Origin of the sequence: Kitasatospora sp. NPDC018058 (assembly GCF_044327205.1) — a bacterium.
Taxonomy (GTDB): domain Bacteria; phylum Actinomycetota; class Actinomycetes; order Streptomycetales; family Streptomycetaceae; genus Kitasatospora.
Genome location: NZ_JBIRFA010000025.1, coordinates 76,869 through 100,629 on the forward strand (window position 1 = coordinate 76,869; position 23,761 = coordinate 100,629).

25 protein-coding genes are annotated in these 23,761 nt (G+C 71.2%); 13 read left to right on the forward strand and 12 right to left on the reverse strand.

Going from position 1 to position 23,761, the window contains the following annotated elements:
* Window positions 1–142: 142 nt before the first annotated feature.
* Window positions 143–1,372, reverse strand: a complete 1,230-nt coding sequence (locus tag ACH4E7_RS30105; protein WP_396252285.1) for a serine hydrolase domain-containing protein — start codon at window positions 1,370–1,372, stop codon at window positions 143–145.
* A 231-nt stretch (window positions 1,373–1,603) separates the two neighbouring features.
* On the opposite strand from ACH4E7_RS30105, the gene ACH4E7_RS30110 reads away from it, so the two are divergent.
* Entirely contained in the window at window positions 1,604–2,320 is a 717-nt protein-coding gene (locus ACH4E7_RS30110) for a MarR family transcriptional regulator (RefSeq protein ID WP_396252286.1), read from the forward strand.
* Window positions 2,321–2,752: 432 nt separating this feature from the next.
* Here the strand turns inward: ACH4E7_RS30110 and ACH4E7_RS30115 are convergent, their stop codons facing one another.
* A complete protein-coding gene (locus ACH4E7_RS30115; RefSeq protein ID WP_396252287.1) occupies window positions 2,753–3,469 on the reverse strand; it encodes an SDR family oxidoreductase in 717 nt (238 codons plus the stop codon).
* Window positions 3,470–3,612: 143 nt separating this feature from the next.
* Here ACH4E7_RS30115 and ACH4E7_RS30120 point away from each other — a divergent pair, with 143 nt between their 5' ends.
* Both ACH4E7_RS30120 and ACH4E7_RS30125 read left to right on the forward strand, forming a co-directional pair.
* Window positions 3,613–4,560 carry an AraC family transcriptional regulator gene (locus ACH4E7_RS30120; protein ID WP_396252288.1) on the forward strand — a complete coding sequence of 316 codons (948 nt, stop codon included), beginning with the start codon at window positions 3,613–3,615 and terminating at the stop codon, window positions 4,558–4,560.
* 37 nt (window positions 4,561–4,597) lie between these two features.
* Window positions 4,598–4,765: a hypothetical protein gene (locus ACH4E7_RS30125; protein WP_396252289.1), complete on the forward strand. Its 168-nt coding sequence runs from the start codon at window positions 4,598–4,600 to the stop codon at window positions 4,763–4,765.
* A 133-nt stretch (window positions 4,766–4,898) separates the two neighbouring features.
* Here ACH4E7_RS30125 and ACH4E7_RS30130 read toward each other — a convergent pair whose 3' ends face one another.
* Both ACH4E7_RS30130 and ACH4E7_RS30135 read right to left on the reverse strand, forming a co-directional pair.
* Window positions 4,899–5,450, reverse strand: a complete 552-nt coding sequence (locus tag ACH4E7_RS30130) for an RICIN domain-containing protein (RefSeq protein ID WP_396252291.1) — start codon at window positions 5,448–5,450, stop codon at window positions 4,899–4,901.
* Window positions 5,451–5,940: 490 nt separating this feature from the next.
* Entirely contained in the window at window positions 5,941–6,399 is a 459-nt protein-coding gene (locus ACH4E7_RS30135) for an ATP-binding protein (protein WP_396252292.1), read from the reverse strand.
* A 119-nt stretch (window positions 6,400–6,518) separates the two neighbouring features.
* On the opposite strand from ACH4E7_RS30135, the gene ACH4E7_RS30140 reads away from it, so the two are divergent.
* From ACH4E7_RS30140 to ACH4E7_RS30155, 4 genes are all read left to right on the forward strand, one after another.
* Window positions 6,519–7,400 carry a Scr1 family TA system antitoxin-like transcriptional regulator gene (locus ACH4E7_RS30140; protein WP_396252338.1) on the forward strand — a complete coding sequence of 294 codons (882 nt, stop codon included), beginning with the start codon at window positions 6,519–6,521 and terminating at the stop codon, window positions 7,398–7,400.
* Window positions 7,397–7,579 (forward strand): DUF397 domain-containing protein, encoded by a 183-nt coding sequence (locus ACH4E7_RS30145; protein ID WP_396252294.1) that lies wholly within the window; start codon window positions 7,397–7,399, stop codon window positions 7,577–7,579. The genes ACH4E7_RS30140 and ACH4E7_RS30145 overlap by 4 nt, the downstream gene beginning before the upstream one ends.
* 65 nt (window positions 7,580–7,644) lie before the next feature.
* Window positions 7,645–7,827 carry a DUF397 domain-containing protein gene (locus ACH4E7_RS30150; protein ID WP_396252296.1) on the forward strand — a complete coding sequence of 61 codons (183 nt, stop codon included), beginning with the start codon at window positions 7,645–7,647 and terminating at the stop codon, window positions 7,825–7,827.
* A gap of 24 nt (window positions 7,828–7,851) precedes the next feature.
* Window positions 7,852–8,613, forward strand: coding sequence for a serine hydrolase (locus ACH4E7_RS30155; RefSeq protein WP_396252297.1), 762 nt, complete (start codon window positions 7,852–7,854; stop codon window positions 8,611–8,613).
* Here ACH4E7_RS30155 and ACH4E7_RS30160 read toward each other — a convergent pair.
* From ACH4E7_RS30160 to ACH4E7_RS30190, 7 genes are all read right to left on the reverse strand, one after another.
* The gene (locus tag ACH4E7_RS30160) at window positions 8,600–9,046 is read right to left on the reverse strand and encodes a VOC family protein (RefSeq protein ID WP_396252298.1); all 447 of its coding nucleotides are present in this window, start codon (window positions 9,044–9,046) and stop codon (window positions 8,600–8,602) included. The two genes, ACH4E7_RS30155 and ACH4E7_RS30160, sit on opposite strands and share 14 nt — an antisense overlap.
* A gap of 61 nt (window positions 9,047–9,107) precedes the next feature.
* Window positions 9,108–10,241: an FAD-dependent monooxygenase gene (locus ACH4E7_RS30165; RefSeq protein ID WP_396252299.1), complete on the reverse strand. Its 1,134-nt coding sequence runs from the start codon at window positions 10,239–10,241 to the stop codon at window positions 9,108–9,110.
* Between the two features lie 26 nt (window positions 10,242–10,267).
* Window positions 10,268–10,870, reverse strand: coding sequence for a GTP-binding protein (locus ACH4E7_RS30170; protein ID WP_396252300.1), 603 nt, complete (start codon window positions 10,868–10,870; stop codon window positions 10,268–10,270).
* Window positions 10,871–10,873: 3 nt separating this feature from the next.
* Window positions 10,874–11,239, reverse strand: coding sequence for a DUF742 domain-containing protein (locus ACH4E7_RS30175; RefSeq protein WP_396252339.1), 366 nt, complete (start codon window positions 11,237–11,239; stop codon window positions 10,874–10,876).
* 105 nt (window positions 11,240–11,344) lie between these two features.
* On the reverse strand, window positions 11,345–11,791 hold the full coding sequence (locus ACH4E7_RS30180) for a roadblock/LC7 domain-containing protein (protein ID WP_355677141.1): 447 nt from the start codon (window positions 11,789–11,791) through the stop codon (window positions 11,345–11,347).
* Complete coding sequence (locus ACH4E7_RS30185) at window positions 11,788–14,712, reverse strand: nitrate- and nitrite sensing domain-containing protein (RefSeq protein WP_396252301.1); 2,925 nt, start codon at window positions 14,710–14,712, stop codon at window positions 11,788–11,790. Before ACH4E7_RS30185 ends, ACH4E7_RS30180 begins: the two co-directional genes overlap by 4 nt.
* 241 nt (window positions 14,713–14,953) lie before the next feature.
* Complete coding sequence (locus ACH4E7_RS30190) at window positions 14,954–15,640, reverse strand: FadR/GntR family transcriptional regulator (protein WP_396252340.1); 687 nt, start codon at window positions 15,638–15,640, stop codon at window positions 14,954–14,956.
* Window positions 15,641–15,808: 168 nt separating this feature from the next.
* On the opposite strand from ACH4E7_RS30190, the gene ACH4E7_RS30195 reads away from it, so the two are divergent.
* The 4 genes from ACH4E7_RS30195 (at window position 15,809) to ACH4E7_RS30210 (ending at window position 20,890) form a co-directional block, all read left to right on the forward strand.
* A complete protein-coding gene (locus tag ACH4E7_RS30195; protein WP_396252302.1) occupies window positions 15,809–17,575 on the forward strand; it encodes a 2-isopropylmalate synthase in 1,767 nt (588 codons plus the stop codon).
* Between the two features lie 183 nt (window positions 17,576–17,758).
* A complete protein-coding gene (locus ACH4E7_RS30200) occupies window positions 17,759–18,562 on the forward strand; it encodes a nucleotidyltransferase domain-containing protein (protein ID WP_396252303.1) in 804 nt (267 codons plus the stop codon).
* A 126-nt stretch (window positions 18,563–18,688) separates the two neighbouring features.
* Complete coding sequence (locus ACH4E7_RS30205; RefSeq protein WP_396252341.1) at window positions 18,689–19,903, forward strand: glycosyltransferase; 1,215 nt, start codon at window positions 18,689–18,691, stop codon at window positions 19,901–19,903.
* 54 nt (window positions 19,904–19,957) lie between these two features.
* Window positions 19,958–20,890 carry a GNAT family N-acetyltransferase gene (locus ACH4E7_RS30210; RefSeq protein WP_396252304.1) on the forward strand — a complete coding sequence of 311 codons (933 nt, stop codon included), beginning with the start codon at window positions 19,958–19,960 and terminating at the stop codon, window positions 20,888–20,890.
* A gap of 52 nt (window positions 20,891–20,942) precedes the next feature.
* Here the strand turns inward: ACH4E7_RS30210 and ACH4E7_RS30215 are convergent, their stop codons facing one another.
* Window positions 20,943–21,476 carry a GNAT family N-acetyltransferase gene (locus ACH4E7_RS30215; protein WP_396252305.1) on the reverse strand — a complete coding sequence of 178 codons (534 nt, stop codon included), beginning with the start codon at window positions 21,474–21,476 and terminating at the stop codon, window positions 20,943–20,945.
* Window positions 21,477–21,565: 89 nt separating this feature from the next.
* On the opposite strand from ACH4E7_RS30215, the gene ACH4E7_RS30220 reads away from it, so the two are divergent.
* Together ACH4E7_RS30220 and ACH4E7_RS30225 are read left to right on the forward strand one after the other, a co-directional pair.
* A complete protein-coding gene (locus ACH4E7_RS30220; protein WP_396252306.1) occupies window positions 21,566–22,324 on the forward strand; it encodes an alpha/beta fold hydrolase in 759 nt (252 codons plus the stop codon).
* A 320-nt stretch (window positions 22,325–22,644) separates the two neighbouring features.
* Window positions 22,645–23,409 (forward strand): dienelactone hydrolase family protein, encoded by a 765-nt coding sequence (locus tag ACH4E7_RS30225; RefSeq protein ID WP_396252307.1) that lies wholly within the window; start codon window positions 22,645–22,647, stop codon window positions 23,407–23,409.
* Window positions 23,410–23,761: the final 352 nt, after the last annotated feature.

Here is a 23,761-nt window from a genome sequence, read left to right on the forward strand (position 1 = left end):
CAGTCGTCTGGCCGCCGGCGCCGGGGGGGGGCCGCCCCGCCCCCCCCGCCTCCCACCCCCCCCACAACACCCCCCGCGGCCCGGGGGGGGGGGGCGGGGGGGGGCCCCCCCCCCCACTCCTCTTTCGTTGTGCGGGCCGGTGTCAGTCCTCGATCGCCTGGTAGACCGTGGTCCAGAAGTCGTGGATCAGCCGCGCCGAGTGCGGGACGGACATCCCGACCTGGGTGAGCACGATGCCGACGAGCCCGTTCTCCGGGTCGGCGTAGGTCGAGGTGCCGCTCCCGCCGTCCCAGCCGAACTGGCCGACGGGCGCGTAGTCGCCGCGGTAGGTGCGCACCGTCATCCCGAAGCCCCAACCGCCGTGCTGGCCCTGGCCGTACGAGAGGTGGACGAATTCGCGGGCCAGAGCGGCGCGGGCGGCGGTCAGCTCGGGCGTGAGGCGGTTGGTGGTCATCAGCTCCACGGCGGGCCGCGACAGGATCCGCTCGCCTCCGTGCATGCCGTGGTTCAGCAGCATCCGGAAGTAGGCGTGGTAGTCGTCGACGGTGGAGACCAGCCCGCCACCGCCGCCCTGGAACGCCGGGGGCTTGCTCCACTGTCCGTCCGCGGGCTCGTCCCCGACGGTGAACGCCCCGGTCTGCGGGTCGGGGGCGTAGAGCGGAGGCAGCCGGTCGATCTTGTCGGCGGGCACGTAGAAGCCGGTGTCCTTCATCCCCAGCGGGTCGAAGATCCGCTCGCGCAGGAAGGTCTCGAACGGCTGGCCGGTGACCCTGGCGACGAGCACGCCGAGGAGGTCGCTGGCGATGTGGTACTGCCAGAACTCCCCGGGCTGGTGCGACAGCGGAAGCGTGCCGAGGCGGCGCATCCACTCGTCCGGCTCGGGCATCGGCGTCGGCAGATTGGGCGTCAGCCCCTGTTCGAAGACCGCGTTCATGATCGGGGTGCCCAGCGCCGTCATATCCATGCCGAGCCCGAAGGTGCTGGTCAGCACGTCCCGAACGGTGATCGGCCGCTTCGCCGGCACGGTGTCGTCCAGGGGGCCGTCGATCCGCTTCAGTACACGGCGGTCGGCGAGTTCGGGCAGCCACTGCTCCACCAGGTCGTCCACCCGCAGCCCGCATTCGTCCAGCAGGACCATCGCGGCCGCCACCGAGACCGGCTTGGACGTCGAGGCCATCCGGAAGATCGTGTCCCGGCGCACCGGCGCGCCACCGTCGTGGCTCATCGTCCCGATTGCTTCGACGTACGTCTCGTCGCCCCGGCTGACGAGGGCGACGACCCCGGGGATCCTCCCGGAGTCGACGTGTCGCGTCAGCACGTCGCGCATCCTGCGCAGCCCTGCTTCCGAGAAGCCGCCGTTGGTCTTGCCCATGATGGATCTCCCCCTGCGTGAGTGTTCGGCAGTTGCTGAACGATTTCGAAGCTACATTGCGTTCATGAATCCGTCAACGAATGCTTGGTGGTCATTGCGCTTGCCAGAATGGGAGAACGGCCAAATATTGCAATGAGTGTGAAGGTGAATGCAATGGTTGATCAGAGTTCATGTTGCAATGAGATGTGAGTGAATGCATACTGCGCAGACCGACGGAGAAGGGGAGAGCTGATGCCCGGAGACAGACTCACCGGCGAGGACCGCCGGCTCATCGCCGAGGGACTGGCCGAGGGGCTCGGCTACACCGGGATCGGCCGACGCCTCGGGCGGCCCGCCTCGACCGTCATGCGGGAGGTCACCCGCAACGGCGGGCCCGAGGGCTACCGGGCGAACCGGGCACAGGAGGCCACCCGGCAACGCGCGCGCCGCCGGAAGCAGGACCTGCCTTCGGCGTCGACGGTTCCCGCCGGCGGCGACGGGCGCGACCCCCAACAGGTCCAGGAGTTCACGGAGTTCTTCACGGCCCTCGTCGAACAGCAGGGGCTGCCCAGGATGGCGGCCAGGGTGCTGACGTGCCTGTGCGTCACCGACTCCGGCGCCCTCACCGCCGCCGATCTGGTCCAGCGCCTCCAGGTCAGCCCGGCGTCCGTCTCGCAGGCCGTCAACGTCCTGGAGCAGCAGGGAATCGTCGGGCGCGAGCGGGCACCCGGCGAGCGCCGCGAGCGCTACGTCATCGACGACGACGTCTGGCTCCGCTCCACCCTCGCCGCGCTGCGGATGAACGACGCCCTGATCGCCGCATCGCGGCGCGGGGCGGAGATCCTCGGCGCCACCACCCCGGCCGGTGCTCGCTTCGAATCCTCCGCGGAGTTCCTCCTCACCATGAGCGAGGCCCTCCAGCAGGTGATGGACCGGTGGCGGCAGCGGGCGGCCGAACGGGAGCGGTGACGTCCGCTACGAGACGCCTGTACGTGCCGCGAGCTCCCGCGCACCGGAGGCCGTCACCGGCCCGTAGAGCAGGGCCGTCAGCGCCCGCAGCGCGGGTCGGCGTACCTCCTGGTACTCCGGCGTGACTCGCGATTTATGTGTTGGAGGGGGCGGAGAGCCGCTGCCGGTCATGGCTGCGACGTGCCGAAGCTTGGTGGCTTCCGCACCAGATCGACCAGTGCAGGAGTGCGTTCAGGGCTGTGATCGGCGGGCTGAACAGTGCGCCGGTCAGGCGGCGGATCTCCGGGACGGTCAGGTCGACCGGGTCTCCGCTTCGGGCCGGACGGTTCGGATCCGCACGTCTGGTCGGCCTCGCGTCGTTGACTGCCGTGGCAGGGAACGCGTCGTGTCGGTGCGGCGTTGCTCCGTTGGCTGTTATGTGTGGCTCCTATGTCACGCCAGTGCCGCGCCGCCGTCTATCGCGAGCGTGGTGCCGGTGACGTAGGCGTTGGACAAGACGAAGAGATAGGCCGCCGCGGCTTCCTCGGCAGTGCCGACACGCCGCGTGAGCAGCTCGGCCCCGGCGCCCTGGAGGAAGGCCTCCGGGTCCGGGACACTGCCGTCCCACAGCTCGGTACGGATCACACCGGGCTGGATCACGTTGACGCGCAGAGGGGCGAGTTCGACGGCGAGTGCCCGGGACAGGGCCTCGATGCCGCCGGTGATACCTGCCGTGAGCACGGTTCCGGACAGGGGGCGGATCGCGAGGACGCCGGAGCTGAAAGTGATTGAGCCGCCGTCGCGCAGTCGCGGTGCAGCGTACTTGGCGGAGAGGAACGCGCCCCAGAACCGGCGCTCGAAGACGGCCCTGGCCTCCTGCGGGGTGGTGTCGACCAACGGCTTGATCAGCAGAGGTTCGCCCGCGGTGTAGACGAGGTGGTCGAACTCCCCGACCTGCTCGAAGAACGCGGCGATGGCGTTGCCGTCGGCGACGTCCAGGCGGCGGCCTTCGGCCGGCTCGCCCAACCGCTTCGTCGCGGCGTCCACGCGGTCCTGATTGCTGGAGGCGACCACGACGTCCGCGCCAGCCGCCGCGGCCTGTTGGGCTACCGCGAAGCCGATGCCGGAGGTTCCACCGATGATCACGATCTTCTTGCCGGCCAGAGACATGGGATCCATTCCTTCGTCGATGCAGTGCCGGGGTTCGGCAACCGCCATGGCAAGAACGTACGCCTCCACATCGAGACGATGAATGACTTAAGATCTTGATTCCCTGTCATATCGTCTCGCCATACGGGCACTAGAGTGGCGCTATGGACATCCTGAGCGACACCCTCGAAGTCCTGCGCACGGGACGCCCGATGGTGACTCGCACCGACGCGCACGCCCCGTGGGCCCTGAAGTTCCAACCCATCTCAGGAGCCGGATTCCACGTGGTCGTGGAAGGGCACTGCCACCTGCTGCCACCGCACGGCCAACCGCTCGCGCTCGGGCCCGGCGACATCGTGTTCCTGCAGCGCGGCAGCGGACACACCCTGTGCGACGTGCCGGGCCGCGATCCGGTGGACTTCGTACCGGAGCGCGTGGACCGTTCCTCGCCGATCGGCCAGGTCACCGTGGACGGACCGGGGCCGCACACGGTGCTGGTGTGCGGCGCGTACGCGATCGACGTTGATCGCCCGCATCCGCTGTTCAGCGATCTACCGGAGGTCATCCACCTCCCTGCGGTTCCGGGCCGCCACCCGGTGCTGCGCTCGGCGGTCGATCAGCTGTGCGCCGAGTTCCACGCGCCGCAGCCGGGCTCGGACGCGGTCGTCACGGCGCTCATCGATCTGCTGCTGCTGTACATCCTCCGGTCGTGGTACGCCGAACTGCCGAAGGAGCGGACCCGGGGTTGGACAGCCGCGCTGACCGACCCGGCAGTCGCCCCGGCCCTGAAGGCGATCCACGACGATCCCGGCCATCCCTGGACCGTGGAGTCGCTGGGCACCCGCGCCGGGTTGTCCCGCGCGGCGTTCGCCCGCCGCTTCGCCTCGGTGGTCGGCGAGCCGCCGTTGACCTACCTGACCAACTGGCGGATGGCCACCGCGGCGCGGTTGCTGCACCGATCGCCGGCCCCGCTGAGCGCAATCGCGCAGCACACGGGGTACACGTCGGAGTTCGCCTTCGCCAAAGCTTTCAAACGACACTTCGGGTCGCCGCCGGGGGCCTACCGCAAGCGGGTCAAGACGGCAGGCGACGAACCAGGCGGATACAACTGACGGTGAGGGCCAGGACATCACCGCAGCGGATTGGGAAGTGGTGGTGGCTGCCGATCCCGGCCTCGCGGTGGCCCCGATGTGGTGGAGCGCCGAGCGGATCGTGTCCAAGAACCCCAGCGATGCGGTGATTGCGACGATGCGCGAGGTGGCGGATGTTCTGGAGGCGAAGGTCCAGGGTGACGACGGTGATTACTACGACGCCTGATGCGTGCGGCCACCGCGAGATGATCAAGGGTTTGTGTGGACTCTTGAAGATCGTGCGGTGGCCGCGGGCCGTAGCGTAGACCCTGCTCGATGGCAGGCGTTGTTCGACCAGGCCATAGCAGCGTGGTCCAGTCCTAGACCCGGTGCCAGCTCTGCTCGGGGCCGGCGTCGCAGCCCCACTGGATCACCGGGGCGCCGGAAACCGTGCTGCCGGCCCCGACGGCCGCGCACAGGCCGTTGAGGTTCCTCAGTTCCCATCCTCCGGTGCTGGTTCCGATCAGGGACCACCAGTGGTCGTTCCAGTCGCCGCACGGCCATTGCATCAGCTGGGTGTTCCAAGCGGTGGTGCCTCCTGGAACGGCGAGACACATGGGGGTCCCGTTGGCGGCGGTGCTGTGCTGATTGATGATGTGGAAGTACTCGATGCCATTGACGATCTTGCTCGGCAATGTCATGAACGACCAGTACTGCTCCGATGCCCCGGAGACGCAATCCCACTGGATCACGCTCGCACCGTTGTTGGTACTTGCGGCCCCGACGGCCAGACACTTTCCGCTGTTCGCGTTCTGGACCCAGGAGTAGCCGTCTGCGGCGGACGCGGTCGCCGCCCCTGTGCCGAGGACCAGCGCAGGGAGGCCGAGGATCAACGCGACGATCTTCGCACGGGTCTTGCGGAGCTTGAGCATGGTTACCGTCTCCTGACGTCGGGCGTCATGGCCCCGGTCGGGGGCGCGAGACAGTTGACCGTCATTGACGGGGGCACGTCCAGATATCCGGCAGAAGCGAAATGCTTCGGATTCGATTCACCGCAAACGGAAGGTCCCTTGCCTCCTGGGGTGAAAGCGCTTCGTCCGCTCTCACTCACCCCTCATGAATGCGATCACCAGCGAGTCCGACTCCGATGCGATGCAGTCGTACGTCGGGGAGTCGACGTGCCAATGATCGCGCGCATCCGCAACGGAGGCGAAGTCCTCAATTGAGGAGTGGGAAGTCGGCCCCGCCGACTTCCCACTCCTCGTGTTTCAGTAGGCGGTGGTTGGGCTCGAAGTGGGGTGCGGGTGTTGGTGGTTGTCGTGGCGGTGGGTGGTGAGGGGGTAGGCCCAGGCGAGGAGGGCGAGGAGGAGGGCGAAGGGGAGGAGGGTGCAGAGGGTTGCGTGGCCCTCGCTATGGCGGGGTTCAGGTGGCATCGGGGGTGGTGAGGTCGAGTTCGGCCCAGACGGTCTTGGAGTTGGGGTGGCGGGGGATGGTGCCCCAGCGGTCGGCGAGGGCGTCGATGAGGGTGAGGCCCCGGCCGGACTGGGCGTTGGGGAGGTGGACGGTGGGGAGGACGGGGAGCTTGTCGCCCCTGGGGTCGCTGAGCTCTATGCGAAGGGTGGTGCCCCGGCGCGCGGTGGTGGTGATCGTGAGGTGCAGCTCGAAGCCGCGCCCCGGAACGCGTCCGTGCGTGATCGCGTTCGCGGCCAGTTCGGCGACGATGAGGAGCGCGGAGTAGAACGGTTCGGTGTGGCTGAAGTTAAGTCCCCAGGCGGTGAGTTGGCGCCGGTCGATGCGGCGGCAGATCGCGGCACCCTTGGGTGTGGCGGTGAGGGTAGTGGTGTGGCTGCGGGGCCTGTCGAGGGGGATTTCGGTCGTCATGGAAGAAGGCGTGGCGGCGCGGACGTACGCTGACCATGCATCTGGCAAGTACGGAGAGTGCTTGTGCGGGTGCGGACAGCTTTTTGTCTCGTGGCTCAATCACAGGCGGGGTGGTCGCGATGGGTGCGGCGCGTAACAGCGAGTCGGGCGACGATGTGCGGACGGAACTGTCGGAGGACCTGACGGAGGTCTCGGACTTCTTCCGGGCGATCGGGAAGCAGATCAAGCTCCTGCGGGAACAGGCCGGACTGACGCGGAAGGAGCTCGGCGAGCGCGTCGGATACGGAGAGCACCTGATCAGCGCGGTGGAGCGCGGGGTGCGGACCCCGCAGCCGGAGTTGCTGGTCGCGGTGGACAGGCTGCTCAACGCTGGCGGGATGCTGGCGGTCGCGAAGGATGACGTGGTGAGCGCGCGGGCCAAGGCGCGTGTGCGGCACCCGGGTTGGTTCCGGGGATACGCCGCGCTGGAGCCCGTGGCGGTCGAGGTCCACGAGTACAGCCTGTACGCCATCCCGGGCCTCTTGCAGACAGAGGCGCACGCGCGAGCCGTGTACGGGATGAGGCAGCCGTTGCTGACCGAAGAGGTCATCGAGGAGCGGGTGGCGTCTAGGATTGCCCGGCAGGAGATCCTGACGCGATGGCCGCGTGCGATCTTCAGTTGGGTCATCGATGAGAGTGTGCTCCTGCGGCCTCTGGGCGGCTGGGGCGTTCACGAGGAACAACTGCTGCACCTGCTAGCCGTGGGACGCATGCGAGGCATGGCCATCCAGATCATGCCGTTGAACAGGAGCGAGCACGCCGGACTGGGCGGCCCGTTCAATCTGATCACTCCCAAGGGGCGTCCGCAGGCTGGGTACATCGAGGCGCAACAGAGCAGTCGACTGATCATGGATCAGGAGGAAGTCCGTATCATGAATGCACGCTACGGCGCCCTCAGAGCGCAGGCTCACACGCCGGAGGAGTCCCTGACGTTGATCGAGAAGATGTTGGGAGAACGATGAAGCAGGAATGGTTCAAGAGCAGCTACAGCACCAACGAAGGTGGTGCTTGCATCGAGGTCGCTGAGGCGCCCGATGTCGTTCACGTGCGTGACTCCAAGGACAAGAGCGGCCCGCAGCTGGCGTTCGAGCCGGCCGCGTGGGAGGCGTTCGTGACGTTCGCCGCCACCGCCGAGGTCTGACCGGACCTCCCCTCAACGGCCCACCGCCTTCCCGGCGGCGGGCCGTTGGCGTACCGTCAGAAGGCATGGAACTGGTCTGGTTCAAGAGCAGCTACAGCATCAACGAGGGTGGTCAGTGCGTCGAGGTCGCCGAAACCCCTGGCCTTGTCCACGTGCGTGACTCCAAGGACAAGAACGGTCCGCAGCTGGCGTTCGATCCCGCCGCGTGGGAGGCGTTCGTGTCGTTCGCCGCAACGGCCGAGGTCTGACCCGATCTCCCCTACTCTTCCTCCATGCTCTCCGTGGTGGTGGCCCCCTGGGCTGGCAATGCCGAACCGGTGTTCACGCATGCGCCGGACGAACTGCACGACGCTGCAAGCACGATGAAGATCGCGGTGCTCGCCGCGTTGACCCGCAGTGGGGCGAACCTCGATGCCGAGGTTCCGGTGACGAACCACCACAGGTCGGTCGTCGGTGGAGAGTTCGGCAACGACCCTGACTGGGACAGCGATCCGCTGCCCTGGGAACTGCTGGGCACCCATGTCCCACTCCGCCTGCTCGCCGAGCGGATGATTACCCACTCCTCGAACCTGGCCACCAATCTCTGCCTCGCTCGCACCGACCAGCGAGCCGTCGCCGAGGTCTGGCGCCAGGCGGGAGCCACTCGCAGTGCCAGCCCGCGCGGGATCGAGGACTACGCGGCGCGCGATGCGGGCGTGCACAACCGAGTGAGCGCCCGTGACCTCGTACGGCTGTTGCACTCGCTCGCGGACGAGCCGGAGCTCCTCGCGCTGCTGGAGCGCAACGACTTCCGGGTGGACCTCGCCGCCGGGCTGCCGCCGGGCACCCGGATCGCGTTCAAGAACGGCTGGGTCCCCGGCGCCCGGCACTGCGTCGGGCTGGTCCGCCCGTACGACTGCCCGCCGTATCTGATCGCGGTCTGCTATACCGGCCCGCTCGCCTCCGGCGCGGACCGTGACGACCCGGCGGCCCGCCTGCTGGCCCGCGTCTCGGCGAGAGTGTGGAAACGCCGTCAGGAGATCACTCCTCGCTGATCGCGGGCATCGCCGCGCCGTCCGGGTTCCAGGCCGCCAGGAAGTCCGGCTGCCGGGCGAGGTCGACGAGTTCGACCTGCGCGCCGATGCTGTCCAGCCGGTGGTAGGCGAAGGGCCGGCCGTACGGGCAGCCCGAGAAGGCCTCCGGGAATCCGGCCGCGCCGAGCCGGGCCGTGCCCGCCGTGACGTCGGTGGACCAGAAGCCGAGGTGGTGGAAGCGGGCTGCGGAGGTGTCGCCCCAGGGCCCGCCCGGCGGCGCCTCGATCAGCTCGATGTACGGTGCGTCCCCGGCGGTGAACACGATCCGGTAGTCCCACTCGCCGATCCGCCCGGCCACCGGCTCGCGCCATTCCACCCCTGCCGCAGCGGTGAGGTCGGCCATGGCGGCTGAGAGGTCCGGGACGGTGAAGCAGGCATGGTAGAAGGCCGTCATGATCGCCAGCCTGCAACGCGGTCCCGCGCGGGTGCAACCCCGCGCGGGACCGGACATCGCATCAGTACGGCTTGACCAGCACGTGGGCGGCGCCGGGGATGCCGACCTTCAGCAGCTCGTCCTCCTCCGCCGAAGTCGGCGTCCCGGTCTCCTGCTTGAGGATCGCCCGGGACATCGCCTGTACCCACATGGCGCGCGGGCGGCGCCTGGCCTCCCACGCCGCGAGCGCGGCCGGGACGGAGTCCGCCGCGTCCAGGCTCTCGGCCAGCACGAGGGCGTCCTCGACGGCCATCGCGGCGCCCTGGGCGAGGTGTGGGGTGGAGGCATGGGCGGCGTCGCCTGCCAGGGCGATCCGGCCGACGTGCCAGGGCTCCTCGACGGTGACCTGGGAGATCCGGGAGTAGACCACCGCCGCCGGGTCGGTGACCTGGGCGAGCGCCCCGGTGATCGGGCCGCCGAAGCCGGCCAGCCGCTCCCGCAGCTGCTCATGGGCGGTCGACGGGTCCGGGCGGAAGTCCTCGGCCTCGGCGAACACCGAGCCCAGGTACATGAGTTCCGCGCTGATCGGGGTGAGCAGTGCCTTGGCCTTGAGGTTGCCGGCCGACATCACCACGCCCTGGATCTCCGGCGAACGCGGCAGCGTGACGCGCCAGTTGGCGAAGCCGGTGTACTCGGGGGCGTACTTCTCGCCGTACAGGTGCCGGCGCAGCGGCGAGCCGATGCCGTCGAAGCCGACGACCAGGTCGTAGCGGCCGCCGTGCCCGTCGGTGAGGGTGACATCAACGCCGGAACCGTCGTCCTTCACCGAAGCGATGGTCGTCCCGAAGCGGACGGTGGCGCCCGCCGAGGTCGCGGCGGCGGCGAGTACCCGGGCCAGGGCGGGGCGCGGGATGCCGTTGTTGGAGGGGGCGTCGCCCATCCGGGGCTGGGGGATCCGGGCCAGGGTGGTGCCGGCCGGGTCGCAGATGGTCAGCACCTCCCACTCGAAGCCGACGGCGAGGCACTCGTCCAGCACGCCGATCTCGCGCATCACGTGCAGGGCGTTGGAGGGCTGGATGATGCCGACGCCGAGTGCCTCCAACTCGTCGCGCAGCTCGGCGACCTCGACGTGGTGGCCGCGGCGGGCGAGGGCGGTGGCGAGGGTGAGGCCGCCGATGCCGCCGCCGTGGACGAGGACGCGCAGGGGTGTGGTCATGGGTAACTCCCGTACGAGGAGGGGATTCAGCCGACGGGGGCGACGGCGGCGAGGTCCATCAGGTGGTCGACCAGGGCGAGCAGCAGGTCGCGGCCGAAGGCGCGCTCACGGACGTCGCCGATCAGCATCGGGACCTGCGGGTCGAGGTCGAGCGCGGCCCGGATCTCGTCCGGGGTGCGGGTGTTGTGGTTGTGGAAGCAGTTGATCGCGACCACGAACGGGATGCCCCGGCTCTCGAAGAAGTCGATGGACGCGAAGCTGGTCTCCAGCCGCCGGGTGTCGGCGATGACGACCCCGCCGAGGGCGCCGTTGACCAGGTCGTTCCACATGAACCAGAAGCGTTCCTGCCCGGGCGTGCCGAACAGGTAGACCACCAGCTCGCGGCTGACGGTGATCCGGCCGAAGTCCAGGGCGACGGTGGTGGTGTCCTTCTGGTCGACGCCGGCCAGGTCGTCCACGCCGACGCTGGCCGTGGTCAGGTACTCCTCGGTGCGCAGCGGGGTGACCTCGCTGACCGAGCCGACCAGGGTGGTCTTGCCGACGCCGAAGCCGCCCGCGATGAGGATCTTGACGGCGGCCGGGGCGGCGGCGCTCCCGTCAACGGCAGTGCTGGAGTGGGGTGTTGCCATGGTTCAGATTCTCCGGAGTCCTTCGCGTACGGCCGTGAGCAGGCCGAGGTCCACGCCCCCGGCGGTGCGGGCCACCGAGAGCGGAGCCCGGGCCCTCAGCAGGCCCTGGGCGACCAGGTCGCCCAGCAGGATCTTGGTGACCGAGACCGGGAGGTCCAGGCCGGCCGCCACCTCGGCGACGGCTGCCGGGCGCCGGCAGCGGTCGAGGATCAGCCGGTGCTCGGGCTGGAGGCCGCGGGCACCGGCGCGGCTGCCCCGCGCCAGGGCCGCGTCGGCCTCCTCGTCGACCGTGGTGATCACGGTGATCAGGGTGAGGTCGTCGCACTCGGGCGCGGTCCGGCCGCGGGTGATGGTGTACGGGCGCACCATGACGCCCGTCTCGTCCTCCGCCTCCGGCTCCTCCAGCTCGCTCCAGTGCGGCACCCGGTCGCGCGCCCAGCCGTCCCCCGGTTCGCTGTACGGGCCCACGCGGCGTCAGCCCCGGTTCCGGCTGGCGAAGACGTCGAAGGAGGCGGGCGCGGCCTCGGCCCGGGCGGGGGTGGTGAGCTTCTGGCCGACCTGCTGCACCAGGGTGTGCATCGCGACGGACATCACCTCGGCGTCCACCTCCTGGGAGGCGACCACGGCCAGGTGGGTGCCCTGCGCGGCGGCGATGATGAACAGCCAGCACTCGGCGAGCTCGACGATCACCTGGTGCACCGGCCCGCCGTCGAAGAGCTGGCCGACGCCCCGGGCGAGCGACTGCTGGCCGGTGGCGACGGCGGCCAGCCGCTCGGCGTCGGCCCGCTCGATGGTGCGGGAGTGGCTGACCACGAGGCCGTCGTCGGAGAGCAGGACGGCGTTGCGGGTCCCGGGCACCGAGTCGACGAGTCCGTCCAGCAGCCAGTCCAGGTCCTGGTGGGTGGCGATCGTGCGGTTCATGGCTGGTCTTCCGTTCGTGTGTTTCGGGGTTCCGCGGCCGGCAGGGCCCAGGGGGACGGGGTGGACGCGGAGGCTGGGGGACCGGCGGGCGTGCTGGGGGGAGCCGGCGGGGTGGTGGCGGCCCGGGGCAGCGGGTGTTCAGCGCTGTCCTGGGCGCGGGCGGCGCGGGACTGGCGCTGGAAGGCGCCGATGGTGGCGCCGGAGCGCCGTACCGGACGCTCGGGGCGGCCGGGCTGGTCGGGCCGGTGGAACGGGCCGTCGGCGGGCTGCCCGGCGGCCGGCTCGATCCACTCCTGGCGGGTCGTCGGCGGTACCCGCAGCTCGGCGGCCAGGCTGGCCTGACGGACCCGCTGCGGCAGTGGCGGCTGCCCGCCCTCGACCGGGCTCACCGGCACGGCGGAGGGGTACTCGCGGTGCCGGCGCCGCTCGGCCAGCCGGTAGTGGTCGGCCGGGCGGTACTGCTCGTCGGCGTACGGGGCCTCGGCCTCGGTGACCCGGGCGTAGGCGATGTCCGGGTAGGCGGGGGTGTCCTGGACGGGGTGGGTGTCCTGGACGGCCTGGGCCTCGTACGCCGGGGGCGGGTCAGCGGGGGAGCTGTGGTCGATCGGCTGCTCGTGCGGCTGTTCCCGGACCGTCTGCTCCTGGAACGTCTGCTCCTGGAACGTCTGCTCCTGCACCGCCGGTTCCTGCACCGCCGGTTCCTGCACCGCTGGCTTCTGGAGCGCCGGTGCGACGCGTTCGGCGGGTGCGAAGGACTCCCTGGGCCCGAAGGAGTCCACCGGTGCCACCGGCGGCCCCACCGGCAGGGCGGGCTGCGGCGCCTCGTCGGAGGCGGAGCGCACCGCCCGGCGGGACCGCCGGACCAGCGGGATCGGCTCGACGGGCGCGGCGTCCGGCAGCCCGGCGTCGCCGTCGATGACCAGCTCGTCCGGGACGAACACGACCACCCGGGTGCCGCCGAAGGCCGACGGCCGGAACTCGATCTTCAGACCGTTCAGCGCGGCGAGGCGCGCGACCACGTGGAAGCCGAGCCGGATGTCGTCGGCGCGGGCCAGCACGTCGGTGCGCGGCGGGCGGCTCATCAGCTCGTTGGCAGCGTCGTACTGCTCCGGGTCCATGCCGAGGCCGCGGTCCTCGATCTCGACCGCGAGCCCGCGCCCGACCATGGCGGCCCGGACCTCGACCGGGGTGGGCGGCTTGGAGAAGGTGGTGGCGTTCTCCATCAGCTCGGCCAGCACGTGCGCGACCGGCCCGACGGCCCGCTCGGAGAGCCACGGGTGGCCCTCGACGTCGATCACGATCCGGCGGTAGTCCTGCACCTCGCCCTGGGCGGAGCGCAGCACGTCCAGCAGCGGGACGGGCTTGCGCCAGCGCCGCTGCGGCTGGCCGCCGGCCATGATGACGAGGTTCTCCTCGTAGCGGCGCAGGCGGGCGGTGAGGTGGTCGAGGTCGAACAGGCCCTCCAGGACCTCCGGGTCCTCGTGCTTGCGCTCCAGCTCGTCGAGCTTGCGCAGCTGGCGTCCGATCAGCAGCTGGGTGCGGCGGGCGATGCGCTGGAGCAGCCGCTCGAAGCCGCGGTGCTGCTCGGCCTGCCGGACGGCGGCCTCCAGGGCGGCGGAGCGGGCCAGGTTGAGTGCCTGGCCGAGCCGGGCGAGTTCGTCGGTGCCGTTGCCGTGCGCCCCGGTGGTGACGGCGTGGCTCTCTGCTTCGACGTCGACCTGCTCGCCGCGGCCGAGGCGCTCGACCACCTCGGGCAGGGTGCGTTCCATCTCCTCGGCCTGGGTGTGCACCTCCTTGATCCGGCGGCGCAGCGAGCGGCTGAGCCGCCAGGAGGCGATGACGACGGCGACCACGGTGATCAGGCCGATGACGGCGGTCAGCACGACCTTGGTGAGCAGGTGGAGGATGCTGCCCTTGCCGACCTCGACGACCGCGCTGGTGCGGGCCTCGATGGCCTTGACCAGCAGCGGGTTGACCTGGTCGACGCCCTTGCGCCACTGGTCCTGGGCGGGCGGCAGTTTGACGGTGCCGTTGGAGTCGGCGGCGGTGGGCTTGGTGAGCTGCTGCTCGACGGCGGTCTTGGCCTGCCAGGCCGGACTGTTCAACAGGTCGTGCCAGGCGCCGGCCTCACCGTCCGGGACGTACGGGACGACCTGGACGGTGAACAGGTGGTCCTGGGCGCCGATCAGCTGCTGGACCTGCTGGTAGTCGGCGGCGCTGAGCCGCCCGCCCGGCCAGCCGCGGGCCAGGATCGCGTCCTCGCGGGCCAGCATCTCCTTCGCCCAGAAGGAGTTGACCAGGGTCTTGGACACCCAGGTGACCTCGCCCGTGTCGACGTGGCTGAGCGCGGTGAACAGCCGCAGGTCGACGGCGATCAGGTCGGTGTAGTAGGTGAAGACCGTCTGCTGGTCGATCGAGCCCTTGTCCACGGCGGCGCGCTGCTCGGCCAGTTTGCCCATGGCCTGCCGGGCCTCGGCGACGGCGGTGCGGACGTCGTCGGGGGCGTTGTCGGCGGTCTCGCCGGACAGCGCCTGGAACTGGCGCACCGCGTCATCGGTCAACTGCCGTTGGCGGCGCAGCTGGTCGGTGTTGGAGGCGGGCCGGGCGAGCGCCTCGGCGCTGAGCCGGCGCTCCTCCTGGAGGTTGTAGTAGACGATGTTGGACGGCTGGCCGGCCTTCTGGGCCAGCATCCCCTGGGCCGCCAGGCGCTGGAAGTCGAAGACTGTCTCACCGCTGGTCACCGCCCAGAGGGCGACCAGGGCCAGGCTGGGGACGACGGCCAGGACGAGCAGCGCCGTCCGCAGGGACAGGCGTGGACGCCTGCGGGGGGTCTTCGGCGTCGGGGGCCGCCGATTCGCACGCGCGCGCAGAGCAGACTCCTTGGGGCTGGCGGCCGGCTGAGGGGCGGGCCGTCCGGGCACGGGCTTCTTTTGACGAGGCGATATTAGCCATATCGTGTGATTGGAGTGAAAGCCCGTTCGCCGCCTGAGCGGTGCTTACACACCGACTGGACACAATGTCACCCGTAGGTTGACTGTTTGTGTCCGAAGCAGCCTGGTCCGAGGCTGCTTGACATAGTGTCAACACCGCTCGCAGACGCCGGATGGCCGCGGTGTGAAAACTGTGTGATGCCCCTTCCGGAAGCCCACCGGGCTGCCGTCTCTAGGAGCTGAGCAGCCGGGAGCGGGTCGCCTCCAGCTCCGCCGCCAGCACCCGTCCGGCGGTGTCGGGGTCGCCGTCGCGCAGTGCCCGGACCAGCTCCTCGTGTGCGGCGTACCCCTGGTTCGGATCGGCGTCGCGCAGGCCGAACAGGCTGACCAGTGCCACCAGATGATCCCTCAGAACCGGGGCGAACTGAGCGAAGAGGTCGTCCAGGACGGGGTTGTGGGCGGCAGCCACGATCGCCGTGTGCAGCGCGATGTCGGCGGCGACGAAGTCCGCGTCGTCCGCCCCGCCCGCCGCCAGGCGCGCGGCCAGCGCGGTGTCGACGGCGGCGAGGTCGGTCTCCGAGCGGCGCTCGGCGGCCAGTCTGGCGGCCTGCACCTCGACCATCGTCCGCACCTCGTAGACGTGCGCCAGTTCCGCGGCGCGCAGCCTGGTCGACCAGTCCCCGACCGTCGGGCGGTCGGCGGTCACGAACACCCCCGAGCCCTGCCGGCTCTGCACCATCCCGGCCGCGGCGAGGGTGCGCAGCGCCTCCCGGACGGTCGAGCGGCCCACGCCCAGCTCCTTGGCGAGTGCCACCTCGCCGGGCAGCTTGCCGCCGACCGGCCACTCGCCGGCCCTGATCTGCTCCTCGATCCGGGTGGCGGCCTGTTCGGCGAGGGGGGAGGGGCGGAGCGGGGGCATCGTCGTCACCTGTCAGGTTGTCTGAGGACTTCTGTCGTGGTTACCCTACCCGGCATGCAGTCGTGGGGGCTCCTCCTTCTTGGCGGCCGCAGCGGGGCGTGACCGGACCGGCACCCCGCTGCGGGGCGCCGTCCTGCCGGTCGCCGGTATCCCACTTGAGGACCTCCCATGCGATTCCCCGTGCAAAGCCCCGTGCAGAGCCCCGTGCGATTCCCGACCCTGCACGCCCCCGCCGGCCCCGTCCCGGCCGACGCCCCCGCCTGGAACCCGCAGCGCGGCGGTGCCATGCCCTCCCACCGCTACCGCCCCGCCCACGAGCGGGTGTACGTCCCCGCCCTGCCGCGCCGCTGGCCCGGCCGCCGGATCGAGCGCGCACCGCTGTGGGTGCCCGTCGACCTGCGCGACGGCAACCAGGCGCTCGCCGAGCCGATGGACCCGGCGCGCAAACAGCGGATGTTCGACCTGTTCCTGGCCATGGGCTTCAAGGAGATCGAAGTCGGCTACCCCTCCGCCAGCCGGACCGACTTCGACTTCGTCCGGCAACTGGCCACCACCCCCGGAGCGGTACCCGAGGACGTCACGGTCGTCGTCTTCACCGCCGCCCGGGCCGACCTCATCGACCGCACCTTCGAGGCCGTCGAGGGCCTGCCGCACGTGGTCGTCCACCTCTACACCGCGACCGCGCCGCTGTGGCGGGACGTCGTCCTCGGCAAGGAGCGGGCCGAACTGCGGGTGCTGATCACGGCGGCGGCGGAGCGGATGGCCCGGCTGGCGGAGGGGCGCGACGGCGTACGGTTCCAGTTCTCGCCCGAGGTGTTCAACCTGACCGAGCCGGACTACGTACTGGAGGTCTGCAACGGACTGAGCGAGCTGTGGGACGCCGACCCCGACCGGCCCGTCATCCACAACCTGCCGGCCACGGTCGAGATCGCCACCCCCAATGTGTACGCCGACCAGATCGAGTACATGGACCGGTACCTGGAACGGCGCGACTCGGTGATCCTGTCGGTTCATCCGCACAACGACCGGGGAACGGGCGTGGCCTGCGCCGAGCTGGCGGTGCTGGCGGGTGCGCAACGGGTGGAGGGGTGCCTGTTCGGCAACGGGGAGCGGACCGGGAACGTGGACCTGGTGACGCTCGCGCTCAACCTGCACACCCAGGGCGTCGACCCGATGCTGGACCTCTCCGACATCGACGAGATCCGCCGCACCGTCGAGCACTGCAACCGGCTGCCGGTGCACGAGCGGCACCCGTACGTCGGGGACCTGGTGCACACCGCCTTCTCGGGCACCCACCAGGACGCGATCAAGAAGGGGTTCGCGCACCACCGGAAGGCCGCCGCCGCGTCGGGAGTGCCCGAGCGGGAGGCGCCCTGGTCGGTGCCGTACCTGCCGATCGACCCGGCCGACCTGGGGCGCGACTACGAGGCGGTGATCCGGGTCAACAGCCAGTCCGGCAAGGGCGGGATCGCCTACCTGCTGCAGGCGGAGGAGGGGCTGGAGCTGCCCAGGCGGCTGCAGATCGAGTTCGCGCGGGTCGTACAGGAGGCGACCGACGACAGTGGGCGGGAGGTGACGGGGGAGGAGCTGTACGGGCTGTTCCGGGCGGAGTACCTCGACGCGGCGGCCGCTCGCGTCTGGCAGGTGGGCGACGACTGGGCCGAGGTGGACGGCCGGCGGGGCGCGGGCGCCGGGCCGGTGGACGCGGTGGCGGACGCGGTGGGGGTGGAGATCCTCTCCTTCAGCGAGCACAAGGTGGGGAGCGGGCGGGACGCGGTCGCGTACGTCGAGGCGCGGACCGGCGGTCCGGGCGGTTCCGACGGTTCCGGCGGCGCGGTGGTGTGGGGCGTCGGGCGGGACACCTCGGTGCTCACGGCGGGGGTGCGGGCGGTGCTGAGCGCTGCCGGGCGGGCGGCCGCCGGACTGACGCACTGACGCAGGTGGAGCGCGGCCCGTTGCACACAGACGGGCCGCGCTCCCCATCCGGGGGGATACTGCCGGGATGCTGTTGACGCAGTGAACGTCCGCCGGGCCGAGGGCGTGAAGGCGGGGCGCTGATCCGGTCGGCGCGCCGGAATCCGCTGGCCCGGCGCCCGTTCTGCGGCCAGACTTCCCGTCATGCGAGCGATCATCGAGCAGATGGCGGGCCAACTGGCGGACGTGCCGGGCGTGGTGGGGGTGATGCTCGGCGGGAGCCGGGCGCGAGGTGAGCACCGGCCGGAGTCGGACTGGGACCTCGGGGTCTACTACCGGGGCGACCTGGACCTCGCCGCGCTGCGGGAGTCGGCCGGGCCGGAGGTGGAGGTGGCCGGGCCGGGCGGCTGGGGGCCGTGGGTGAACGGCGGCGCGTGGCTGCGGGTCGACGGGGTCGCCGTCGACTGGATCCTGCGCGACCTCGACCGGGTCGAGCGGGTGTGGGCGGACTGTCGCGAGGGCCGGTACGAGGTGGGGGTGCAGGCCGGGCATCCGCTCGGCTTCTGGTCGCCCTGCTGCGCCGGTGAGGTCGCCCTCGGACGGGTACTCGCCGATCCCGCAGGGGAGTTGGCGTCGCTACAGGCGCAGACCGCCACGTACCCCGAGCCGCTGCGCGGCGCCTTGACGGCGGGTGCGTGGGAGGCGGAGTTCCTGGTCGGGGGCGCGGCGAAGGGCGCTGCGCGGGGCGACACCCTGTACGTCTCGCTCTGTCTGTCCCGCGCGGTCGGGGTGCTGGTGCAGGCGCTGTACGCGCACGACCGGCGCTGGTGCCTCAACGAGAAGGGCGCGCTCACCGTCGCCGCCCGACTCCCCGCTGCGCCCGAGGAGTTCGAGCGACGTGTGCGGAACCTGCTGGGGGTCGCGGGGGAGAGCGCCGGGGCGTTGGTGGAGACCGTGGAGCGGGCGCGGGCGCTGGTCGAGGAGACCGTGGCGGCGCTGCGGGGCTGATGAGGCGTCACCCACCCCCCGCCACTCTCAACGTATAGCGCACAGGGGGCCTTGCCGCAAGGCCCCCGTCGTGCCGCAGAATCTCCAACTCCAGGGCGGAGCCTGGGGGAACGGGAGATGCACGGGATGCGAGTGGTGTTGTCCACGTACGGGTCGCGCGGTGACGTCCAGCCGCTGGCGGGCCTCGCGGTCAAGCTGCGGGAACTCGGTGCGGAGGTACGGGTGTGCGCGCCGCCGGACGAGGAGTTCGCGCAGCGGCTGGCCGCCGTAGGGGTGGAGATGGTGCCGGTCGGGGAGTCGGTGCGTGCGCTGGTGAGCGGGGCGTCGTCGGCGCCGGTGGACTTCCCCACCCGGGTGGCGACGCTGGTCCGGCAGTTTCACGAGGCGGTCGCCGCGGTGGCCGAGCCGAGCGGCGCGGTGGTGGCGACCGGCCTGTTCCCGGCCGTGGCCGGTGCGCAGGCGGCGGCCGAGCAGGTGGGTGCCCGCTTCACGTACGCGGCGCTCCAGCCGACCATGCTGCCGTCCCCGCACCACCGGCCGTTCGAGTTCCCCAGCCAGCCGTACCCGCCGGAGATGACCGACAACCGGGAGCTGTGGGACTTCAACATCGGGACCATGAACGCCCTGTTCCGGGAGCAGGTCAACGCCCACCGGGCGTCGCTCGACCTCCCGGAGGTGGCGAACGTGCGCGACCATGTGTTCACCGACCGCCCGTGGCTGGCCACCGATCAGCTGCTCGGCCCCTGGCAGCAGCCCGCCGAGTGTGAGGTCGTGCAGACCGGCGCCTGGCTGTTGCCGGACGAACGCCCCCTGCCCGCCGATCTGTCGGCGTTCCTGGAGGCGGGCGAGCCCCCGGTGTACGTCGGCTTCGGCAGCATGCCGCTGCACGGCGTGCCGGACGCCGGCCCGGTGGCGATCGAGGCGGTCCGGGCGCTGGGACGGCGGATCGTGCTCGCCCAGGGCTGGGCGAACCTCGCGCCGGTGGACGGCGGGGACGATTGCTTCGCCGTCGGCGAGGTCAACCAGCAGGCCCTGTTCGCCCGGGTCGCCGCCGTCGTCCACCACGGCGGGGCGGGCACCACGACCACCGCGGCCCTGGCGGGCGCACCGCAGGTCGTGGTGCCGCAGATCGTCGACCAGCCGTACTGGGCCGACCGCGTCGCCGTCCTGGGCATCGGCGCGGCCCACGACGGCCCGGCCGCCACGGTCGACTCGCTCTCGGCCGCGCTCAAGCAGGCACTGACGCCCGGGGTCGGCGCCCGGGCGGAGGCGTTCGCGGGCGAGATCCGTACGGACGGGACGGCGGTGGCGGCGAAGCTGCTCCTCGACGCGGCGCGCTGAGGCCGGACGGGGTGTCCGCTGGCGCCCGATCCATTCTCTGACTAAGGTCAGAGAATGGATCGGGTTCAGCCAGAGGCACGGCTCGACGCAGAGGCCAGCGCAGAAGTCGACGCGCAGATCGGCCAGGTGCGGCGGTTCAACCGCACCGTCACCGAACGCGTGGGCGTCCTCCACGACCACTACCTGGGCCAGGACCGGCCCATCGGCGAGGCCCGGTTGCTCTGGGAGATCGGCGAGCAGGGCCAGGACGTACGGCGGCTGCGGGAGCGCCTCGGGCTCGACTCCGGGTACGTCAGCCGGCTGCTGCGCTCCCTGGAGGCCGACGGCCTGGTGACGGTCGAGCCCCAGCCCCGGGACCGGCGGGTGCGCACCGTCCGGCTCACCGACGCCGGCCGCGCGGAACGCGCCGCGCTCGACACCCGGAGCGACGAACTCGCCGCCTCCCTGCTCGAACCGCTCAACACCACCCAACGCGCCCGGCTGGTCGCCGCCATGGCCGAGGTCGACCGGCTGCTCACCGCCGCGACCGTCACCCTGGACACCATCGACCCGGACCACCCCGACGCCCGGTACTGCCTGCGCTCCTACTACGCCGAAATCCGGGAACGCTTCGACACCGGCTTCGACCCGGCGCGGAGCCTGCTGCCCGACGCGGGCGAACTCCGGCCGCCGCACGGCCAGTTCCTGTTGGCCCGGCTGCACGGCGAGCCGATCGGCTGCGCCGGCCTCAAACTGCCGCCCGACGCCCCCAGCGAGATCAAGCGCATGTGGGTCGCACCCCGGGCCCGGGGTCTCGGCCTCGGCCGCCGCTTCCTGGCCGAGCTGGAGGCGCGCGCCGCCCGACACGGCCGCACCGTGCTGCGCCTGGACACCAACAAGGCGCTCACCGCCGCGATCGGCCTGTACCACTCGTACGGCTTCCAGGAGGTCGCCGCGTTCAACGACGAGCCGTACGCCCACCACTGGTTCGAGAAGCGGATCGGCTGAGCGGGAGCGGGAAGTCGGCCCCACCGACGTCCCGCTCTGGGGCCGGAAGCGCTTACTCCTCTCCGTCGGGACGGTTCAGGCTCCGGAGGTACCAGTCGTGCCGGGTGCCGTCCTGCTCGAAGGTGTGCTTGTCGGGGGCGAACCCGGCGCGGCGGGCGACGGCGGCCGACGCGCCGTTCCCGGGCTCCACCCGGATCACCGCCTCCCGCGCGCCCGTACGCGCCGCGTACCCGCAGGCGAGGCGGACGGCGCGGGTGGCCAGGCCCCGGCCCCGCCAGGACGGGTAGAGACCGTAGGCGACGTTCACCTGGCCGGTGGCGAGGTAAGCCTGGACGAAACGCAGATCGACCGTGCCCGCGAGGTCGCCGCGCTCGCCCGCCCGGATCCCGAAGGCGTGCAGCGGACCGGCCGTCTCCCACTGCTCCCGGCAGTGCCGCAGGTAGGCCTCGACCGTTTCCGGGGTGCTGCGGCCGCCGCTGAGCCAGCGGACCAGCTCCTCGTCCTCCCCGGCGAGGTGCGCCTCGGCGTCCTCGGGGCGCAGCGGGGACAGCGTGATGACTCCGTCGGACAGTTCCAGTTCGCGCATCCGGACATTCTTGGCGCGGGGGCTCGGAGCGCGCCAACGGATTGCCAACTCCCTCGCATCCGGCCGCCGCGCTCGTTACGATCCGCCGAATGATCATCTCTCATGACGTATCAGGAACCGGGCCGGCCGTCGTCCTCCTGCACTCCGCGGTGTGCGACCGACGGATGTGGGACCCGCAGTGGCAGGCCCTGCTCGACGCCGGCTACCGGGTGGTCCGCTGCGACTTCCGCGGCTTCGGTGACACGCCCCTCGCCGACGCCCCCTACAGCGTCGCGGCCGACGTCCTGGCCCTGCTCGACCACCTCGGCATCGAGACCGCCGCCCTCGTCGGCGCCTCCTACGGCGGCCGGATCGCCCTGACCGTCGCGGCCCTGCGCCCGACGGCGGTGACCGCACTCGCCCTCCTCGGCGCGGGCAAGCCCGGACACGAGCCCAGCGACACCCTGCTCGCCTTCGACGCCCGCGAGGAGGAACTGCTCGACGCGGGCGACGTCGAGGGCGTCGTCGAACTCAACGTCCGGACCTGGCTCGGCCCGGAGGCCGACGAGGCGACCCGCGAGCTGGTCCGCCGGATGCAGCGCCACAACTTCGAGGTGCAGCTGACGGCGCAGGTCGGCCCGGAGAAGGAGGACGTCGACCTCACCCGCATCACCGCCCCCACCCTGGCCCTCTCCGGAGCCCACGACCTCCCCGACTTCCGCCAGATCGCCGCCTCCCTGCAGACCCTGCTGTCGAACGCCCGGCACCTCGAACTGCCCTGGGCCGGCCACCTCCCCAGCCTGGAGCGCCCGGCCGAGGTGACGGTGCTGCTCACCGACTTCCTGCGGGAGACCCTCGCGGGCGAGTAGGGCCGGAGCGGTCCCCTGCGAGCGGCGGGGCGGGACGTCGGACGGGCCGACTTCCCGCGCCGGCCGCCGGTCACTTGAACCAGAACCTGGCGGTCTCCATCGGCTTGGCCAGCCCGGTGGTGCCGATCCGCATGGCGAAGTAGCCGTCCGTGCGGCGGCGGCGAACCCGGCTACCGCAACTCCGGTTGGACCTTCAAGGCTGACGGGGCGAGCATCAACGCTCACCGTCCTGGCCTCCGATGCGACCACTGCGTGGTGACTATTGGCCAGGGCGGTGAAAGGGCAGGACTCGAACGTGCGTCGGGCGCCATCATGAGGGGATGCACTTCACCTCGGACACCATCCCGGACCTCAGCTCGGTCGGTGTGACCCAGCACCGCTTCACCCTCGACGGCGTACCCGGGGTGCTCTGGCAGCCCGAGGGATCCGCCCTGGGCGCACGGCCGTTGGTGCTGCTGGGGCACGGAGGGGGGCAGCACAAACTGAGTCCGTGGATGGTGGAGCGGGCCCGTGGATGCGTGACGCGGTACGGGTGGGCGGCGGTGTCGATCGACGCGCCCGGGCACGGCGAGCGGGAGCGCACCGCGCAGGACGAGCGATTCGCCACGGAGATCGGTGAGTTGCTGGCGGCCGGGCGGCCGATCAGCGCCTGGGTGGCGCGGCACACGGCGGCGCTGGCGGAGCGGGCGGTGCCGGAGTGGCGGGCGGTACTGGACGCCCTGGACAAGGCCGGTGGCGGCCTCGGCCCGGTCGGGTACTGGGGGCTGTCGCTGGGCAGCGTGATCGGCATTCCGCTCACCGCGGCCGAACCCCGCATCGCCGCCGCGGTGTTCGGGCTCACTGGGCACGCCGCGCAGGTGGAGGCGGCGCGGCGGGTGACCGTGCCGGTGCAGTTCGTGCTGCAGTGGGACGACGAACTCGTGCTCCGCGAGCACGCGTTGGCGGTGTACGGTGCGCTGGGCTCGGCGACGAAGACGCTGCACGCCAACCCCGGGGGCCACATGGCGGTGCCCGACTTCGAGCTGGACTCCGCGGAGCGGTTCCTGCTCCGGAAGCTCGGCACGATGGCGCGTGCGGCCGACTGACGGAATCCGGTGCGAGCACATCCCGGGTCGAACACATTTCCGCCACATCGACACCCCGTTCCACAGCGCCCTCGAGGCTTGAGATGTCCGTATTGCCGGGGTGGGGAGAATTTGTCGCGGATCGGTTGACGTGGTCACAATCCGGGGCCTGTTACCTGTAAGTAAAACTTCGCAAAGAATTGCCCCCTCCGGCCGCTCGCCGAGGCTTCATTTTCAACAGAATGTTGCAGCTCAGAGCCGTGGCGGTCACCCAGGGTTGGTGTGGCGTGACGCCAGGTATCCATCCCATTCGGCAATCCGCAGGAGTACGGTTCCCAACGAATCGCCGAACGGGCTCCCGAGCAATCTCCGG

Coding starts and splice junctions, on each gene's coding strand:
- ACH4E7_RS30195 (WP_396252302.1), top strand. CDS start 15,809: ATGCGATTCCCCGTGCAAAGCCCCGTGCAGAGCCCCGTGCGATTCCCG.
- ACH4E7_RS30190 (WP_396252340.1), bottom strand. CDS start 15,640: ATGCCCCCGCTCCGCCCCTCCCCCCTCGCCGAACAGGCCGCCACCCGG.
- ACH4E7_RS30210 (WP_396252304.1), top strand. CDS start 19,958: ATGGATCGGGTTCAGCCAGAGGCACGGCTCGACGCAGAGGCCAGCGCA.
- ACH4E7_RS30220 (WP_396252306.1), top strand. CDS start 21,566: ATGATCATCTCTCATGACGTATCAGGAACCGGGCCGGCCGTCGTCCTC.
- ACH4E7_RS30120 (WP_396252288.1), top strand. CDS start 3,613: ATGGACATCCTGAGCGACACCCTCGAAGTCCTGCGCACGGGACGCCCG.
- ACH4E7_RS30160 (WP_396252298.1), bottom strand. CDS start 9,046: ATGACGGCCTTCTACCATGCCTGCTTCACCGTCCCGGACCTCTCAGCC.
- ACH4E7_RS30225 (WP_396252307.1), top strand. CDS start 22,645: ATGCACTTCACCTCGGACACCATCCCGGACCTCAGCTCGGTCGGTGTG.
- ACH4E7_RS30165 (WP_396252299.1), bottom strand. CDS start 10,241: ATGACCACACCCCTGCGCGTCCTCGTCCACGGCGGCGGCATCGGCGGC.
- ACH4E7_RS30145 (WP_396252294.1), top strand. CDS start 7,397: ATGAAGCAGGAATGGTTCAAGAGCAGCTACAGCACCAACGAAGGTGGT.
- ACH4E7_RS30200 (WP_396252303.1), top strand. CDS start 17,759: ATGCGAGCGATCATCGAGCAGATGGCGGGCCAACTGGCGGACGTGCCG.
- ACH4E7_RS30155 (WP_396252297.1), top strand. CDS start 7,852: ATGCTCTCCGTGGTGGTGGCCCCCTGGGCTGGCAATGCCGAACCGGTG.
- ACH4E7_RS30205 (WP_396252341.1), top strand. CDS start 18,689: ATGCGAGTGGTGTTGTCCACGTACGGGTCGCGCGGTGACGTCCAGCCG.
- ACH4E7_RS30180 (WP_355677141.1), bottom strand. CDS start 11,791: ATGAACCGCACGATCGCCACCCACCAGGACCTGGACTGGCTGCTGGAC.
- ACH4E7_RS30170 (WP_396252300.1), bottom strand. CDS start 10,870: ATGGCAACACCCCACTCCAGCACTGCCGTTGACGGGAGCGCCGCCGCC.
- ACH4E7_RS30115 (WP_396252287.1), bottom strand. CDS start 3,469: ATGTCTCTGGCCGGCAAGAAGATCGTGATCATCGGTGGAACCTCCGGC.
- ACH4E7_RS30175 (WP_396252339.1), bottom strand. CDS start 11,239: ATGGTGCGCCCGTACACCATCACCCGCGGCCGGACCGCGCCCGAGTGC.
- ACH4E7_RS30150 (WP_396252296.1), top strand. CDS start 7,645: ATGGAACTGGTCTGGTTCAAGAGCAGCTACAGCATCAACGAGGGTGGT.
- ACH4E7_RS30105 (WP_396252285.1), bottom strand. CDS start 1,372: ATGGGCAAGACCAACGGCGGCTTCTCGGAAGCAGGGCTGCGCAGGATG.
- ACH4E7_RS30130 (WP_396252291.1), bottom strand. CDS start 5,450: ATGCTCAAGCTCCGCAAGACCCGTGCGAAGATCGTCGCGTTGATCCTC.
- ACH4E7_RS30140 (WP_396252338.1), top strand. CDS start 6,519: ATGGGTGCGGCGCGTAACAGCGAGTCGGGCGACGATGTGCGGACGGAA.
- ACH4E7_RS30135 (WP_396252292.1), bottom strand. CDS start 6,399: ATGACGACCGAAATCCCCCTCGACAGGCCCCGCAGCCACACCACTACC.
- ACH4E7_RS30110 (WP_396252286.1), top strand. CDS start 1,604: ATGCCCGGAGACAGACTCACCGGCGAGGACCGCCGGCTCATCGCCGAG.
- ACH4E7_RS30215 (WP_396252305.1), bottom strand. CDS start 21,476: ATGCGCGAACTGGAACTGTCCGACGGAGTCATCACGCTGTCCCCGCTG.